At 71.7% G+C, this 16,127-nt stretch carries 15 protein-coding genes; 10 read left to right on the top strand and 5 right to left on the bottom strand.

The window, feature by feature from the left end:
- Positions 1-34: 34 nt before the first annotated feature.
- Genes ACRAKH_RS33295 through ACRAKH_RS33285 form a run of 3 tightly spaced genes read right to left on the bottom strand, consistent with a single transcriptional unit; the run spans position 35 to position 2,036 of the window.
- Entirely contained in the window at positions 35-490 is a 456-nt protein-coding gene (locus ACRAKH_RS33295) for a TlpA family protein disulfide reductase (protein WP_380728135.1), read from the bottom strand.
- Entirely contained in the window at positions 490-1,320 is an 831-nt protein-coding gene (locus ACRAKH_RS33290) for an LmeA family phospholipid-binding protein (RefSeq protein WP_380728136.1), read from the bottom strand. The genes ACRAKH_RS33295 and ACRAKH_RS33290 overlap by 1 nt, the downstream gene beginning before the upstream one ends.
- Positions 1,317-2,036 (bottom strand): alpha/beta hydrolase family protein, encoded by a 720-nt coding sequence (locus tag ACRAKH_RS33285; protein ID WP_380728137.1) that lies wholly within the window; start codon positions 2,034-2,036, stop codon positions 1,317-1,319. Before ACRAKH_RS33285 ends, ACRAKH_RS33290 begins: the two co-directional genes overlap by 4 nt.
- 210 nt (positions 2,037-2,246) lie before the next feature.
- Between ACRAKH_RS33285 and ACRAKH_RS33280 the strand changes: the two genes are divergently transcribed.
- The 10 genes from ACRAKH_RS33280 (at position 2,247) to ACRAKH_RS33235 (ending at position 11,834) form a co-directional block, all read left to right on the top strand.
- Positions 2,247-3,002, top strand: coding sequence for a winged helix-turn-helix domain-containing protein (locus ACRAKH_RS33280; RefSeq protein WP_380728138.1), 756 nt, complete (start codon positions 2,247-2,249; stop codon positions 3,000-3,002).
- A gap of 35 nt (positions 3,003-3,037) precedes the next feature.
- Positions 3,038-3,916 (top strand): mycothiol synthase, encoded by an 879-nt coding sequence (gene mshD / locus ACRAKH_RS33275; RefSeq protein WP_380728140.1) that lies wholly within the window; start codon positions 3,038-3,040, stop codon positions 3,914-3,916.
- Between the two features lie 192 nt (positions 3,917-4,108).
- A complete protein-coding gene (pstS, locus tag ACRAKH_RS33270; protein WP_380728142.1) occupies positions 4,109-5,233 on the top strand; it encodes a phosphate ABC transporter substrate-binding protein PstS in 1,125 nt (374 codons plus the stop codon).
- Between the two features lie 34 nt (positions 5,234-5,267).
- Positions 5,268-6,320, top strand: coding sequence for a phosphate ABC transporter permease subunit PstC (gene pstC, locus ACRAKH_RS33265; RefSeq protein WP_380728144.1), 1,053 nt, complete (start codon positions 5,268-5,270; stop codon positions 6,318-6,320).
- Positions 6,317-7,231, top strand: a complete 915-nt coding sequence (gene pstA / locus ACRAKH_RS33260) for a phosphate ABC transporter permease PstA (RefSeq protein WP_380728146.1) — start codon at positions 6,317-6,319, stop codon at positions 7,229-7,231. Before pstC ends, pstA begins: the two co-directional genes overlap by 4 nt.
- A 10-nt stretch (positions 7,232-7,241) precedes the next feature.
- Positions 7,242-8,018, top strand: coding sequence for a phosphate ABC transporter ATP-binding protein PstB (gene pstB / locus ACRAKH_RS33255; protein WP_380728148.1), 777 nt, complete (start codon positions 7,242-7,244; stop codon positions 8,016-8,018).
- 483 nt (positions 8,019-8,501) lie between these two features.
- A complete protein-coding gene (locus tag ACRAKH_RS33250) occupies positions 8,502-8,870 on the top strand; it encodes a hypothetical protein (protein WP_380728150.1) in 369 nt (122 codons plus the stop codon).
- Positions 8,871-8,882: 12 nt separating this feature from the next.
- Positions 8,883-9,434 carry a DUF3558 family protein gene (locus ACRAKH_RS33245; RefSeq protein WP_380728152.1) on the top strand — a complete coding sequence of 184 codons (552 nt, stop codon included), beginning with the start codon at positions 8,883-8,885 and terminating at the stop codon, positions 9,432-9,434.
- A gap of 19 nt (positions 9,435-9,453) precedes the next feature.
- Positions 9,454-11,040 (top strand): hypothetical protein, encoded by a 1,587-nt coding sequence (locus ACRAKH_RS33240; protein WP_447009513.1) that lies wholly within the window; start codon positions 9,454-9,456, stop codon positions 11,038-11,040.
- Positions 11,037-11,834: an ESX secretion-associated protein EspG gene (locus ACRAKH_RS33235; RefSeq protein WP_380730239.1), complete on the top strand. Its 798-nt coding sequence runs from the start codon at positions 11,037-11,039 to the stop codon at positions 11,832-11,834. Before ACRAKH_RS33240 ends, ACRAKH_RS33235 begins: the two co-directional genes overlap by 4 nt.
- A 46-nt stretch (positions 11,835-11,880) precedes the next feature.
- On the opposite strand, the gene phoU is transcribed toward ACRAKH_RS33235, so the two are convergent.
- Positions 11,881-12,546 (bottom strand): phosphate signaling complex protein PhoU, encoded by a 666-nt coding sequence (gene phoU, locus ACRAKH_RS33230; RefSeq protein ID WP_380730242.1) that lies wholly within the window; start codon positions 12,544-12,546, stop codon positions 11,881-11,883.
- Positions 12,547-12,627: 81 nt separating this feature from the next.
- On the bottom strand, positions 12,628-16,002 hold the full coding sequence (locus ACRAKH_RS33225) for an LCP family glycopolymer transferase (protein ID WP_447009512.1): 3,375 nt from the start codon (positions 16,000-16,002) through the stop codon (positions 12,628-12,630).
- Positions 16,003-16,127 lie beyond the last annotated feature (125 nt).

The following is a 16,127-nucleotide window of genomic DNA, read 5'->3' as shown; positions in this document are numbered from 1 at the left end:
GGGAGTGGCGTCCATCAGGTGGGAGTTCCCAGGTTCACCCGATCGGTCCAGGCAGGTGTGGGCGCAACGCCGCGAGCAACGTGTCGCCCTTCGGCACGCCCCCGACGCGCAGCAGCTCGGCGCCGGACGGGTCCAGCGCGAGCGTCGTCGGCGCCCGCAGCACGCCGAGGTCGGCCGCCACGTCCGGCAGGTCGGTGACGTCCAGCTCGACGTGCCGCAGCCCTTCGGTGCGGCGCGCGAGGTCGGCCAGCAGCGCCTTGGTCTGCCGGCACGTGGTGCAGAACGTCGTGGACAGCTGCACCAGGGTCACCGGCGCGGCCGGGTCGAGCAGGTCGCGGACGGGGCCGGGCAGGACCGGGGCGGGCGGGACGGCGCCGGGCACGACCGCGCGGGGGGCGGCGAGGCGCACACGACCGTTGCGTGCACGCAACACCACGCCGACGACCGCCACCACCGCCACCGCGCCCAGCAACGCCCAGAACCCGGTCATCAGCCGCCGCCCTGGTCCAGTGGGATGTCGTTGATGGAGCCTTCCAGCGTGAACGCGCCGCGCTCCACCTTGACCGCGGTCGGCGTCACCGTGAAGGGCAGCGCGCCCGGGTCGATCGTCACGCTCAACGCCTGCCGGACCACGCTCAGCACGGCGTCCAGGCCGGCCAGCGACGTGTCGTCCAGCTCGACGTCCTGCATCGCGATGACCACCTGGCCGTCGACCAGCGACACCGTCCCGAACGCCGAGATCCGGAGCTTGCGGCCGGCGACCGTCGTGGTGCCCGACAGCTTCACCGCGGCCACCGTCGGGTCCGACGCCTTGGACACCGCGGGCTGCTCGCCGGCCGGTTCGACGGCCTGCTGCGCCCTGGTGTCCGGCTCGATCACCATGTCGGTGAACGGCGTGACCTGGTTGACCAGCCGGTTCAGGTCGTTCGCCTTGATCTTGACGCTGCCCTTGACCTGGTCGATCTTCGCGCCGCGGGTGTTGCCCGACAGCAGGTCGGACAGGCCGATGCGGGTGTGGTGCAGGTTCGCCCGGATCTCCAGGTCGCGCAGCTGCTCGCGCACCGGCACGCCGGTCGCGCTGATCTCGATGTCCTTGTAGTCGCCGGCGAGCGCCTGCGTCGTGAAGGGGAAGCCGTTGATGCGGACCGACGGGTCCTCGCTCAGCCCGAACTTCTCCCGCATCTTCTGCGCCACCTGGTACTCGCCCGCCGCGGCCAGCCCGAAGTCGGCCGCGACCAGCAGCCCGCAGAGGACGAGGGCGGCGATGATCAGCTTGCGGCCCCGCGGGGGGCGGCGCTTGGTCGTCTCGGTCCCGGTCATGATCCTTCTGCGTTCGGTCGGGGGTGGGCCGGTCGGGAGCGCTCGTCCAGCCAGGTCGCGATCCGGTCTACCAGACTCGGCGTCATCGCCGACTCCGCGTGGCGGACGCCGGGTTCCAACCACAGCTCCGCCGCGCCGCCCGCCGCGCGGTGCAGCGCGACCGCGTGCGCGGGGCCGAAGTAGTGGTCCTGCTCACCGTGCACGATCAGCAGCGGCGTCGGCGTGATGCGGTGCACCACCTCCAGCGGGCTCTCCGGCGCGATCGTCCACGGCGCGCCCAGCCGCACGCCGAGCGCCCGCGCGGCCAGCCTGCCGTGCGGCTGCTCCAGCAGCCAGTGCACCCGGCGCATCGCCACCGTGTCGCGCACCCACCAGCGGGACGGCGCGCTGACCGCCGCGACCGCGTCCGGGCGGTCTTCGTGCAGGCCGGCGTGGCGCAGGGCGATGGACGCGCCCATCGAGAAGCCGACCGTCGCGACCCGCCGGTACCCGAGGTCGCGGGCGAGCGAGACGCCGGCCGCCAGGTCGTGGATCTCGTCGCCGCCGACGGTGGACCGGCCGGCCGAGCGGCCGTGGCCGCGGAAGTCCAGCGCGACGACGCCGCCGTGCCGTGCGAACCGGCGCAACACCCGCGTCACGAACGGCTTCCGGACGTGGTTGGTGAAGCCGTGGCCGACCACGAACGCGAGGTCCGTCACGGCCGATGTGGATCTCACGTGTACCCCGTGCAGGAGGACAGCGTCATGTGACATGGATGTAACAGGCGTGACGCTTGTGGAAACAACTGTGACTCTGACCTGTTGACCTGGGTCTTTCGTGGTGTGCACCGGTATCGTCTCCGTCATCCGCAGGCAACGGGGCCCGGTCACCGTACTTCGCTGTGCCTGGTCGGTGACCACGCACCGGCCGAACGAGAGGGCGCCGCGATGAGCATCGACGTGCTGCTGCTGACCACCGACTCCGACCCAGAGGCGGTGCTTCCCGCGCTGTCGCTCCTCCCGCACGAGGTGCGGCCGCTGCGCCCGGAGGTGTCGGCGCTGCTGGAGGCCGGCCCCCACGACATCGTCCTGGTCGACGCGAGGACGGACCTGGCCGCCGCGCGCAGCCTGTGCCGCCTGCTCGACTCCAGCGGCGTGGACGTGCCCGTGGTCGCGGTCGTCACCGAGGGCGGTCTGGTCGCGGTCAACTCCGACTGGAGCGTGGACGAGATCCTGCTCCCGACCTCCGGCCCCGCCGAGGTGGACGCCCGGCTGCGCCTGGTGCGCTCCCGGCGCGGCGCCACCCAGCCCGGCGGCGACGGCTCGCTGCAGCTCGGCGAGCTGGTCATCGACGAGGCGACCTACACCGCGCGCCTGCGCGGCCGGCCGCTCGACCTCACCTACAAGGAGTTCGAGCTGCTGAAGTACCTGGCGCAGCACGCGGGCCGCGTGTTCACCCGCGCCCAGCTGCTCCAGGAGGTCTGGGGCTACGACTTCTTCGGCGGCACCCGCACCGTGGACGTGCACGTCCGACGGCTGCGCGCCAAGCTGGGCCCCGAGCACGAGTCCCTCATCGGCACCGTGCGCAACGTGGGCTACAAGTTCGTCCGCCCGCCGCGCCCGGGCAGCGCCCGCCGCCCGGAGCACGCCGTCGACGTGCCGGACACGACGATCGACGAGGCAGAGCTGATCTTCCGGTCCTAAGGATCTCTCGGGATCGTCCCGAGTAGGTTTTCCCCGTGGACTTGAGCTGGTTCGAGGAGTTGTCCCCCCGGCAGGCCGACGAGGTGTCCGGCCTGCTCGGGGATGCCCGGGCGGCCGACGGCGTGGCGCCGGTCGGCGAGGCCGTCGTGCTGCGGCTGCGGCCGGAGGCCCGGGGCAGCAACCACCTGCTGGCCCGTGACGGCGACGTCCTGGTCGGCTACCTGCACCTGGACGTGTTCGGCGACTCGGACGGCAACAAGGTCGCCGAGCTGGCCGTGCACCCGGAGCACCGCCGCCGCGGCGTCGGCTCCGCGCTGGTCACGGCCGTCGCCGAGCGCGCCGAACCCCTCCGGGTCTGGTCGCACGGCGGTCACCCCGGCGCCGCGGCGCTCGCCGCCAAGCTCGGCTACCGCAAGGTCCGCGAGCTGCTGAGGCTGCGCCGACCCCTGGACGACGACCTGCCGCCGTCCGTGCTGCCCGAGGGCGTCACGCTGCGCACGTTCGTGCCGGGTCGGGACGAGGCGGCCGTCGTCTACGTCAACCACCGCGCGTTCGCGTGGCACCCCGAGCAGAGCGCGATGAGCATCGAGGACGTGCGGCTGAAGGAAGGCGAGCCGTGGTTCGACCCGGCCGGGTTCCTGCTGGCCGTCGACGCCGACGAACGCCTCCTCGGCTTCCACTGGACGAAGAAGCACACCACCGACCTCGGCGAGGTGTACGTGGTGGGCGTCGACCCGGACGCGCAGGGCGGCGGGCTCGGCAAGGCCCTCACCCTCGCGGGCCTGGCGCACCTCCGGGACACCGGTCTCACCGAGGTGATGCTGTACGTCGAATCCGACAACGCTGCGGCACTGGCCGTGTACGGGCGGTTGGGGTTCACGCGCTGGGACTCGGACGTCCAGTACTCCCGGTAGTGACAAACCAGTCACGTCATGCAAACGTGCAGGTCACGGGACACCCAAAAGGCGGTGTACTCGGTCACCTCCCGTGTGGTGTTCACCTGTCGTTCACCTTCTCCTGGGCACCTGTCCACCCTCGCTACCTACCGTCCGTGTCGAGCGGCGGAGGTTCGCCGCGAAACTCGGTTTCGTAGCTGGAGGACCCAGGTGAAGACCAAGCGACACGGCGCCGTTCTCGGCCTGATCGCGGCCGGTGCGCTTCTGCTCACCGCGTGCGGCAGCGACAACAACGCCCCCACCGGCTCGACCAACTCGGCGGCGGCCGGCGAGTCGTCCACCCCGGTCGAGTGCGGTGGCAAGTCGAAGCTGAGCGCAGAGGGCTCTTCGGCTCAGAAGAACGCGATGGACACGTTCGTCCAGGCTTACCAGCAGAAGTGCCAGGGCGCGGACCTCGCGTACAACGCCTCCGGCTCCGGCGCGGGCGTGAAGCAGTTCATCGGCGGTCAGGTCGACTTCGGCGGCTCCGACTCGCCGCTGTCCGAGAGCAAGGGCGAGGTCGCCGGCGCGGCCGAGCGCTGCAAGGGCAACCCGGCGTGGAACCTGCCGCTGGTCTTCGGCCCCGTCGCGCTCGGCTACAAGCTGGAGGGCGTCACCGACCTCACGCTGAACGGCGAGGTCGCCGCCAAGATCTTCAACGGCGCCATCAAGAAGTGGAACGACCCGGCCATCGCCGCCCTGAACAGCAGCGCCAAGCTGCCGGACAAGGACATCAAGGTCGTCTACCGCTCGGACGAGTCCGGCACCACGGACAACTTCCAGAAGTACCTGAAGGCCGCTTCCAAGGGCGCGTGGACCCAGGGCGACGGCAAGCAGTTCAAGGGTGGCGTCGGCGAGGCCAAGGAGAAGTCCGCCGGTGTCGCGCAGGCCGCCGGTTCGGTCGACGGCGCCATCACCTACGTCGAGCTGTCGTTCGCGCAGGACAACAAGCTGTCCCTCGCCAAGATCGACAACGGCGCCGGCCCGGTCGAGCTGAACGACGCCTCGGTCGGCAAGGCCATCGACGGCGCGAAGATCAAGGGCTCCGGCAACGACCTGGTGCTCGACCTCGACTCGATCTACGGCTCCACCGAGGCGGGCACCTACCCGCTGCTGCTGGCCACGTACGAGATCGTCTGCTCGAAGGGCTACGACGCCGACACCGCGAAGGCCGTCAAGGCGTTCCTCACGGTGGCCGCGACCGACGGTCAGGCCGGCCTCGCGGCCGCGGGTTACGCTCCCGTGCCCAAGGCCTTCCAGGAGAAGCTGCTGACCGCCATCAAGGCGATCGCCTGACCAGGCCGGCACACTCTCCGGGAACGCCATTGCGATGAACAACCGCACTGTGGCCCCAAGCCCCGCGGGCACCGGTTCGACCGGTGCCCGCGCGGGCGTTCCGGCCGCTCGACCCGACTCGGAGGCTCCGATTCCCCCGACCACGGAAGCCGACAAGACCCACGTCCGGCCGGGTGACCGGATCTTCGCAGGCCTGGCCACCGGGTCGGGCGTCTTCATCGTGGTGCTGATCGCGGCGATCGGCGTCTTCCTGCTGCTCCAGGCCATCCCGTCGCTCGCGCTGGACCAGGTCAACTTCCTGACCAGCCGCGAGTGGTCGACCGGCGACGTCAACAACATGCGGTACGGCATCCTGGACCTGCTCCTGGTGACCGTCGTGTCGTCCGCGTTCGCGCTGGTCATCGCGATGCCGATCGCCCTGGGCATCGCGCTGTTCCTCACCCAGTACGCGCCGCGCCGGCTCGCCCGGCCGTTCGCGTACGTCATCGACCTGCTGGCCGCCGTGCCGTCGATCATCTTCGGCCTGTGGGGCCTGCTCGTGCTCGGCCCGGTGCTCACGCCGATCGGCGAGTGGCTGACCTCGAACCTCGGCTGGATCCCGCTGTTCGCCGAGGGCAACGTCAGCATCGAGCTCGGCGGCACCATCTTCACCGCCGGCATCGTGCTGGCCGTGATGATCCTGCCGATCATCACCGCGGTCAGCCGCGAGGTGTTCGACCGCACCCCCGTCACCCACGTCGAGGGCGCCATCGCGCTGGGCGCCACCAAGTGGGAGGTCGTGCGGACCACCGTGCTGCCGTTCGGCAAGGCCGGTTACGTCAGCGCCTCCATGCTCGGCCTCGGCCGAGCGCTCGGCGAGACGATCGCGTTGACGATCATCCTCAGCGGCACCGGCGCGGCGTTCGCGTGGAGCCTGTTCGACGGCGGTGCGACGTTCGCGTCGAAGATCGCCCTGGCGGCGCCCGAGTTCAACGACCCGCGCACGGCGGGCGCCTACATCGCCGCCGGTCTGGTGCTGTTCGTGCTCACCTTCGGCGTCAACGCCATCGCCCGGGCCATCGTCGCCGGTCACAAGGAGTACGAATGACGACCGACACGGCGGACCTGAACCGCCTCGCCACGCCGCCGACGTTCCAGAGCGTCAGCGGCGCGCGCAAGTTCAAGAACGGCGTCGCCACCGCGCTCGTGTACGCGGCGTTCCTGATCGCCATCGTGCCGCTGATCTGGGTGCTGTACGTGGTGGTCCAGCGCGGGTTCCCGGTGATCCTCGACGGCGACTGGTGGCAGAAGTCGTTGTCCGGCCTGCTGTCCCGGCAGCAGGGCGGCGGCGTCTACCACGCGATCTACGGCACGCTGGTGCAAGGCCTGGTGTGCGGTCTGCTGTCCGTGCCGCTCGGCCTGTTCGTCGGTGTGTACCTCGTGGAGTACGGCGGCCGGTCCAAGCTGTCGCGCACCACCACGTTCATGGTCGACATCCTGACCGGTGTGCCGTCCATCGTGGCCGCGCTGTTCATCTACACGCTGTGGATCACGTACTTCGGGTTCGGCCGCAGCGGTTTCGCGGTGTCCCTCGCGCTGGTGCTGCTCATGGTGCCGGTGATCGTGCGGACCACCGAGGAGATGCTGAAGATCGTTCCGGACGAGCTGCGCGAGGCGTCCTACGCGCTCGGCATCCCCAAGTGGAAGACGATCGTGAAGGTCGTCATCCCCACGGCCCTGTCCGGCATCATCACCGGCATCATGCTGGCGCTGGCCCGCGTCATGGGCGAGACCGCGCCGGTGCTCGTGCTCGCCGCGTACGCGCCGTACATCAACTACAACCTGTTCGACGGCCCGATGGCGTCGTTGCCGCTGCTGATGACCTCGGAGCGCAACAACCCCACGCAGGCCGGCTTCGAGCGGATCTGGGGTGCGGCGATCACCCTGGTCATCATCATCACGCTGTTCAACCTGCTGGCTACCGTGATCTCGCGGTGGCTGGCTCCGAAGACGAAGTGAGCGGGCGGTCATGGCCAAGCGCATCGACGTGAAAGACCTCAACCTCTTCTACGGCAAGTTCCACGCCGTGGACGGTGTTTCGCTTGCCGTGCCGCCGAAGAACGTGACGGCGTTCATCGGCCCGTCCGGTTGCGGGAAGTCCACCGTGCTGCGGTCGCTGAACCGCATGCACGAGGTGGCCCCCGGCGCCCGGGTGGAAGGCACCGTGCTGCTCGACGGGGAGGACATCTACGCCTCCTCCATCGACCCGGTGCAGGTGCGGCGGACCATCGGCATGGTGTTCCAGCGCCCCAACCCGTTCCCGACGATGTCCATCCGCGACAACGTCGTGGCGGGGCTCAAGCTGGCCGGCGAGCGGAACAAGAAGAAGCTCGACGAGGTGGCCGAGCGGTCGTTGCGCGGGGCGAACCTGTGGAACGAGGTGAAGGACCGCCTCGACCGGCCGGGCGGCGGGCTGTCCGGTGGTCAGCAGCAGCGGTTGTGCATCGCGCGGGCGATCGCCGTGCAGCCGGACGTGCTGCTGATGGACGAGCCGTGCTCGGCGCTGGACCCCATCTCGACCCTGGCGATCGAGGACCTGATCACGGAGTTGAAGAAGGAGTACACGATCGTCATCGTGACGCACAACATGCAGCAGGCGGCGCGGGTCAGCGACCAGACCGCGTTCTTCAACCTGCTGGGCGTCGGCCAGCCCGGTCGGCTGATCGAGGTGGACGACACGGAGAAGATCTTCTCCAACCCGAGCCAGAAGGCCACGGAGGACTACATCTCCGGCCGTTTCGGCTGAGCCCTGGTCTCTTGCGGAGCCCTCCCACCCTCGTGGTGGGAGGGCTCCTGCGCGTTCCGGCGGCCGGGTTGTCGGCCGTGGCGGTCGAAACCAAGACGCTGACCTGTTGCTGTCGGTATCCGGACGTTCCGGATCAAGCAGTTCGCGGCCGGTAGTCATGTGGACTTCACGTACTTCGGCCCGTGCGCGGTGATCGAGTCGGTGGCCTGCGCGGTTCCGGCTCACGGCGCTCGACAGGACGACCGCGATCCGTCGACAGGTACGGGCCGACGGTGGTTCCGGCGTTGGTGAAGCAGCCCGCCAAAGCCCTCTCACCTGCGAGGGGAGGGCTCCGACGCGTTCGGGTGACCTGGGGAACCAGGCGCTCGCCCGTGCCGTCAAAATCGAGACATGGTCCTCCTTCCGGAGGTACCGTGACGGTTGGGATCGGCAGACTCGCAGGGGGTAACCGTGGCGGCGGAAGGTGCGTGGAGCGCACAGTCCATGCAGGCTATGACGGCCAACATGGTGGGGCTGAAGCAGGCCGCCGAGTCGGGTTCGTTCGCCATCAGCCAGGAGGGCGCCGAGGCGTACCTGAAGGCCATCGACAGCGCCCAGCGGGATCTGCAGCGGATGGACGGCGCCCTGCAGATCCTCCGCCAGGAGACGAAGCTCGGCACCAGCCCGGACGGCACGGCCATGGCCCGCTACAACCAGGAGAGCGTCGAAGGCGGCGCCGGGACGGCCGGCATAGTTCCGGCGGTCGAGCAGTTGAGGGTCGCGCTGGAAGAGGCCCGCTTGGCGCTGCAGAAGGCGATCGAGAACTACCGCGAGGTCGACAGCTCGAACGCCGGCACCTACAACCGCTACTGAGGTGGAAGACAGTTGATCAAGGGATTGTCGGCTCGCGTCGTCCTGACGGTGGTCGTGCTGGGCGCGGTCGTCGCCGGGTGCTCCACCAAGGAGCCGGGTGACGCGTCGGCTGTGACCACCACTGCCACGTCAACGACCACCGAAAAGGCCTCGCCGACCACGAGCACCAAGCCGTCGAACGGTGCGGACTCGCTCGCCGACTTCGACGAGTGCGAGGTGTTGAACTCCATCGCCTCCCAGCTGAACCTCACCGACGTCGAGGAGGGGATCGGCGACACGTGTGGTGCCAGCGTCTCCGCCTCGGCGTCCGTCACGATCAAGGGTCACCCTGACCTCGGCGTGGACGACGTCGTGCCGGGTGGCCAGCAGTCGGACATCACCATCGGCTCGCGCAAGGCCAAGATGGTCAAGCAGTCGACCACGCAGACCTCCTGCCTGATCGCCGTCGAGGCCACTCCGACCTCCAGGGTGGACGTCGCGGGGTCCGCGAACGCGTCGCTGGACGAGTCCTGCGCCGCCGCTACCGCGGTCGCCGAAGCCATCGCATCCAAGCTGCCGAAGTAACCCGAGGGGGGAGAACGTTGTGACGCCGCCGAACTCGCAGCCGCCGTACGCACCGCCGCCGCCACCGCCGCAGACGCACGGCAGCACCCAGGCGACCCAGGTCACCTACGCGGGGCAGACCGAGGAGCAGTTGCGCGCGCAGTACGAGCGCGAGCGCGACGCGAACCCCGGGGTCTTCGGCTACCTCTCGACGTTCGACGACTACCTGCGCTACAAGCAGCAGTCGGCGCAGTACCAGGCCACGCAGGAGAAGCAGCTGGAACAGGTGGTCGAGAACTACCGGCCGCCGCTGACCCCGCCCGGCTCCCACTACATGGGCTACGACCACAAGGTCCTCAAGGACATGGTCACCACGAACATGGCCCCGAGCACCGCCAACGAGCAGGGCGAGGCCTGGACCAAGATCGGCAACACGCTCGCCGAACTTCAGTCCAACCTGACGAGCGCCACCGCGGCGAGCAAGGGCGCCTGGCAGGGCGCGGCGGCGGAGTCGGCTCAGGGGTACTTCACGAACGTCGCCAACTGGTCCGGCAACGCCGCCCAGGGCGCGCAGCTCACGGGCAACAAGCTCTACGCCCAGAGCACCGCCGCCGAGCAGGCGAAGAACGCGATGCCCGAACCGGTCGAGTTCAGCACCGCCGACGCCTACAAGATGTTCTTCTCCGAGCCCAACCCGTTCAAGTGGGCGGAGACGATCGACCAGATCGAGCAGAAGTTCGAGGAGAAGCAGCAGGCCCACGAACGGGCCGCCGAGGTCATGACGACCATGTCCACGAGCTTCCACGAGTCGGGCTCGACGATGCCGGCCTTCTCGCCTCCCCCGCCGATGCAGGGTGGCGGCGGTACGGGCGATCCCAACCAGCCAGGCCCAGCCGAGATCGGCGGCCGGCCGACCCCGCCCGGCGGCATCGGGACGGGTACGGGCACCGGGACCGGAACGGGGATGGGCACGGGAACGGGCACCGGCATCGGCGACCCCGGGTCGCTCGGCACGGGTGGCAGCACGCACCAGTCCGGGTTGAACGGGCCCGGCACCGGTGGCGGCAACACGAACCTGCCCGGACCCGGCGGCGGTGGCGGCAACAACAACCTGCCCGGTGGCAACCCCGGCGTCTACCCGCCTGGCGTGTACCCGCCCGGTGGTCCCGGACGGCCGGTTCCGCCCGGCGGCCCGCGCGGGCCCGGTGGGTCGGGCAACCCCAACGGGCCCGGCGGCGCCCCTGGACGTGGCGGCGGACCCGGCGCGGGTCGCATGCCCGGCGGCCCCGGTGGGCCTGGCGGCATGGCCGCGGCCGGCCGCGGTGGCATGGGCGGCATGGGCGGCATGGGCGGGTTCGGACCTGGTGGCAGCTCGGCCGCGCTCGGTGAGACGGGACGGTCCGGCGCGGGCGCCGGCGCCGGCGCCGGCGGGTTCGGACCGGGTGGCGCGGGCGCGGCGGGACGCGGTGGCGTCGGCGCGGCCGGCATGGGCGCGGGCATGGGCGCCGGTGGCGGGCGCGGCCAGGGTGACGAGGACAAGGAGCACAAGTCCGCGTCGTACCTGGTCGAGACCGAGGACGTCTTCGGTGACGGCACCATGGTCGCCCCGCCGGTCATCGGCGGGTGAGCGTGTTCTCGTTCGCCCTGTCCTACGCGGCGGCCGACATGCTCTGGGAAGACCTGAAGCTCGGCAGCCGCCCGTACCCGTTCGAGTTCCCCTACCTCGGGCACACGATCGACGAGCGGCGCGGCATCCGCAACGCCGTCTACCGCGACCTGGAGTCGCGCGGCCTGGCCCACCGCGGCCGGGCCGCGCCCCAGGTCGAGGAGGCGCTGACCTTGTTGGTGCGCTTCGACTACTCGCTCAACGCGGTCGCGTCGCTCGACGCGCGCAACGTGGAACGCCAACTGCTGGCCCGCGCCGGCGCGGCGGGTGAGAACGCGGTGCTCGCCGTGATGGACGACCGCCAGATCAAGGTGCAGACGTTGCGCGCGCCCGCGCTGGTGCGCGCGGTCGTGGACCTCGTCCCCGGCTCACGCCCCGGCCCCGGCCAGTCGATCACGGTGCCGATGCCGACGTCGGCGCCGCCGCCACCGCCGCGCCGGGACGAGGACTTCGGCAGCACCACGTTCACCCGGGCGATGGCGCCGCGTTCCACGGCGTCCAGCCAGGTCCGGGCGCTGGAAGCGGTGTTCGAGCGGCCTCGGCTGCGGGCCGGCCAGTTCGGCGTCACGGTGCGCGGCAGGCACGGCCGGGAGCAGCGCGCGCCGCAGGTCGCCTGGTTCGACAACGACCAGGGCCGCTACATGTCGCAGACGCGGCAGGGGCCGGACGGCCAGAAGTGGCTCACCCACGCCCCCGCGGACAACGCGCGCATCGCCGCCCAGCTCACGCAGGAGCTGAACGGCCTCCTCACCTAGCCGGCGGAGCCGGTCGGACCCCCGACCGGCTCCGCCGCGGGAGATTTCAGCTGCCGTCGCCGCCGCCGTAGCCGGGCATCCGGCCGGTGACGACGAAGACGGTGCGCTTGGCCACCGACACCGCGTGGTCGGCGAAGCGCTCGTAGAACCGGCCCAGCAACGTGGTGTCGACCGCGGACGGCACGCCGTGCGCCCAGTCCTTGTCCATGATCACCGTGAACAGGTGCCGGTGCAGGTCGTCCATCGCGTCGTCGGCGTCCTCCAACGACCGGGCCCGCGCCACGTCCTGCGTGCGGATGATGTCGGTCGCCTCGCGCGCCAGCTCCACGGCGATGCGGCCCATCTCGGCGAAGTACGGCCGGACGGTGTCGGGCAGCACCTGGTTCGGGTGCCGGCGCCGGGCCGCCTTCGCCACGTGCAGCGCCAGGTCGCCCATCCGCTCGACGCTCTCCGCCGCGTGGATCACCGCGAGCACGATCCGCAGGTCGGTCGCGACGGGCGCCTGCAGCGCGAGCAGCGCGTACGCCTGGTCCTCGATGTCCGCGCGCACGTCGTCGATCTTGGCGTCGTCCCCGATCACCTGCTCGGCGAGGGCGAGGTCCGCCCCGAGCAGCGAGGCGGTCGCCCGCTCCATTGCGTCGCCCGCCATCCCGCACATGTCGGCGAGTTGGTCGGCGAGTTGTCCGAGCTGGTCGTGGTAGGCCTCACGCATGGGCGTCAGCCTACGTGCAGGTCATCGCGGTAGCGACCCGCCCTGGTGAACCGGGGGTGAACCCGGAACGTCCAGTCGGGCTCACGCGCACGGGTCCTTGCCGGCGTTCACGACGGGGATGTCCGTGGGCGTCGGGGTCGTGCCGGCTTCGCCCCCACCGGCCTGCGGCGCGCGGATGACGCCGTCCCAGCCCGGCCCGATCAGCAGCTGGACCGCGCCGCCCATGTAGGTCTCGTACACCAGCGTCGCGCCGGGCACGGACGCGCCGAGCGTCGCCGCGGCGTCCTCGCCACCGGGCCCGTACTTGATGACGGTCTTGTCGGTGGCCGGGGCGTCGCCGGAGATGACCACCTTGTACCCCAGCTCCCGAAGCTCGCCGGTGGCGATGCGGGCCGCGCCGGCCGCGTCCGGGTCGCCGTTGCGGACCTGGATCTGCAGGCCGTTGTGGTCGACGACCTTGCCCTGCTTGGGGCCCGTCGGCTGCGCCTGGGCCTGGTTCGGGTCGGCCGGCGTGTCGTCCGGGGTCTCCTCCGGCAACGGCGTGCCGTCGATGATCGCCTGGAACAGCTTCTTGGTCTCGGCTTCCTTCAACAACTCGAGGTTGTCGTGGGTCTCCAGCGTCTCGCCCTCGGCCGTCTCGTGCGGGACCGTGACGAAGCTGACCCGGCCCGCTTCGAGGCTCTGCAACGACTGCGCCAACGTCAGCATGTCGTTCACGCCGATGTTCTGGCCCACGGTGGACGCGGCGAACGCGTTGAGGAAACCGTTGAGCTTGCCCGGGTTCAGCAGGATCTCCGACGACAGGGCCTTGCGCAGCAACGCGGACAGGAACTGCTGCTGCCGGGCGACGCGGTCGAAGTCGGTCTTCGACTCGCCCTCGACCTTGCGGGCGCGCACGAAGTCGAGCGCCTTGGTGCCGTCGACCTCGTGCCGGCCCGGCTTGTCGAAGATGACGCCGAGCTCTTCGTCGTCCATCGGCTTCTGCACGCACACCTCGACGGTGCCGATGGCGTCGACCATCCCCTTGAAGCCGTTGAAGTCCACGCTGATGAAGTGGTTGATGTCCAACCCGGTCAGCTCGGTCATGAACGCGCTGACGCACTTGGGCCCGCCGACCGCGTACGGCTCGTTGGCCTTGACGTTCTCGGCCCGCTCGAACTGCTCGCCGGTGTACTCGCCGGTGGCGGGGTCCCAGCCCTCGCACGTCGGGCGCGTGATCAGGAGGTCGCGCGGCACGGAGACGACGACCATGCGCTTCCGGTCGGCCGGGATGTGGGCCAGCATCAGCACGTCCGAGCGCGCGCCCGGTTCGGCGCTCACGTCGCCGACGCCGTCCTGCGGCTTGGCGCCCGCCCGGCTGTCCGAGCCGACGATGAGGAAGTTCTCGTCGCCGTGCTGCTTCTCGGCCTGGTGGACGGCGGCCGAGTTCGAGTTCAGCGCGTCGATCTCGGTGATCTTGCTGTCGATGTAGAGCATCGCGGCCCAGCCGAGGCCCGTGGACACGAACACCAGCACGGCGGCCGTCAGCGCGACGGCCTTGACCGTGCGGACGATCTTGCTGTGCTTGGCGGTGCGGCCGCGGCGGCGCGGGCCGTCCTCCTCGGGGACGTCGACCGGGGACGCGTACTCGGTGGCGTCCTCGTCGTGGTCGGCCTTCCACGGCATGAGCTTCTGGCGGCGCTCCTTGCGGATGCGCTCCTGCTCGGCGAGTTCGTCGTGGACGGCGGAGAAGCGGGCCAGGGTGTGGTCGACCTCGCGACGCTTCTTGACGTCGTCGCTGATCGCTTCCATCTCGGTGGTGAGGCTGGCCGGGTCGATGGCCTCGCGCGGCTCGGGCCCGGCGGCGCCGAGGCGGTCGGCGATCACCACGGGCGCCTGGCCGGGCGCCGGCACCGGTGCGGGTGCGGGTGCGGCGTCGTCGGCGAACCTCCGGCCGGCCACCGGGCCGCCGCCGTCGGGGTGACGTCGGCCTGCGGGGTCTTCCACCGGAGGCCTGCCTTCGGCGAGGCGACGCGGGCCGCTGCCGTCGGGGAGGCGTCGGGCCGCCGGGTCGTCGACCGGCGCGCCGGGACGCGGACCGTCGGCGAGGCGTCGGGGCGCGTCCGGGCCTTCGGCGGCGCGGCGCGGGTCGGCGAGGTCTTCGGGCCGGGGCCGACCGGGGCGCGGACCGCCGGTCACGTCGTGCGGGCCGCTGCCGTCCGCGAGTCGGCGCGGACCTTCGCCGGCGAGGGCTTCCGGGCGGGGCCGCGGGCCGCTGCCGTCGGCGAGGCGACGGGGGCCCTCGGCGGGCGGCACGACGGGACGGGGGCGTTGGCCGGTGCCCTCACCGGGGCGCGGTCCGTCCGCGAGCCGCCGTCCGATCCCCTCCGGCGCGACTTCGGGGACGCGGCGGCCGGGACCGGCTTCCTCCGGCCGGGGACGGCGACCGGTGCCCTCGGCCGGGTGGCGCGGGGCGTCGGCCTCGTCGGGCCTCGGCCGCGGACCGCTGCCGTCGGCGAGTCGGCGTGGATCGCCCGCCAGGTCCTCGGGACGGCGGGCCGAGCCGCCCTCCGGCCGTCGCGGGTCGACGGCCGGGTCTTCGGGGCGCGGGCCGGCGGCGGGACGCCGTGGTGCGCCTGGGAGGTCTTCCGGGCGGGGGCGCGGGCCGCTGCCGTCGGCGAGCCGTCGACCCGGTGGGGTGCCGGGGAGGTCTGCGCGCGGACGTCGGCCGGTGTTGTCGGCGAGCCGCCGGGGTGCCGCGGGTGGGTCCTGGGGAGCGCTGCCGCGGGGGGTGTCGAGGTCGTCCGGCCTGCGCGGCCCGGCGTCGGGGCGGGGGCGGCCGTTCGCGGGAAAGCGCCTGCTCGCCTCGGCGGCGGACTCGCCCGGCGGCCTGGGCCCGGTGGCCGGACGTCCCGGCTCGGCGTCGTTCGGACGGCCCGCGTAGCCGTTCGCGGGGCGGCGGGCCTCGGGGGACGCGGCGCGCCGGCCGTCCTCCGGGTGGGGGCGCGGGGTTCGCGTGCCCGTGCCCTCCGGCGTCGCCGCGAAGAAGTCGTTCGACGTCGGCGGTGCGGGTCGCCTGCCCGCGGGCGGCGCGCCGTTCGCGGGCCTCGGGCGGGCGGTGTCGGCGGGCACGGCAGGCACCGCGGGCGCGGGTGGCGGCGCGTAGTCCGGCGGAGCCTGCCTGCGCGGCGGCTCCGGGGCGGCGCGGCGGCCGGTGCTCTCCGCGGCACGCGTGCCGTTCTGCGGCGGGGCGGGTCTGCGGGGCGGCTCCGGCTCGGGCGCGGCGCGCCTCCCGGTGTCCGACGGACCGGGCGGGACCGGCCGGGGGATGTTGGTGCGGCTGTGCTGCTCCAACAAGTCGGACACGCTCAGCCCGCCGCTGTCCAGCGACCTGCGGCGACGGCCGGTCGGCTGGTCGTCCTGAGAGGCCTGGTCACCTCCGGGTCCGGGGCCGCCACGGCGGGGCTCGTCGGGCACCCGGTCTCCCTTCAGCTTCGGTCACTGGTGGGTCGTCATCACGAGTTGACGACAGCAAGGACACATTGGTTGCACCAACGGCGTGTCACTTGCCTTGGCGATACTACGGATGACCGCCAGTCCTG

Source organism: Saccharothrix hoggarensis (assembly GCF_052936025.1).
This window is presented reverse-complemented; position numbering and strand designations above follow the sequence as displayed.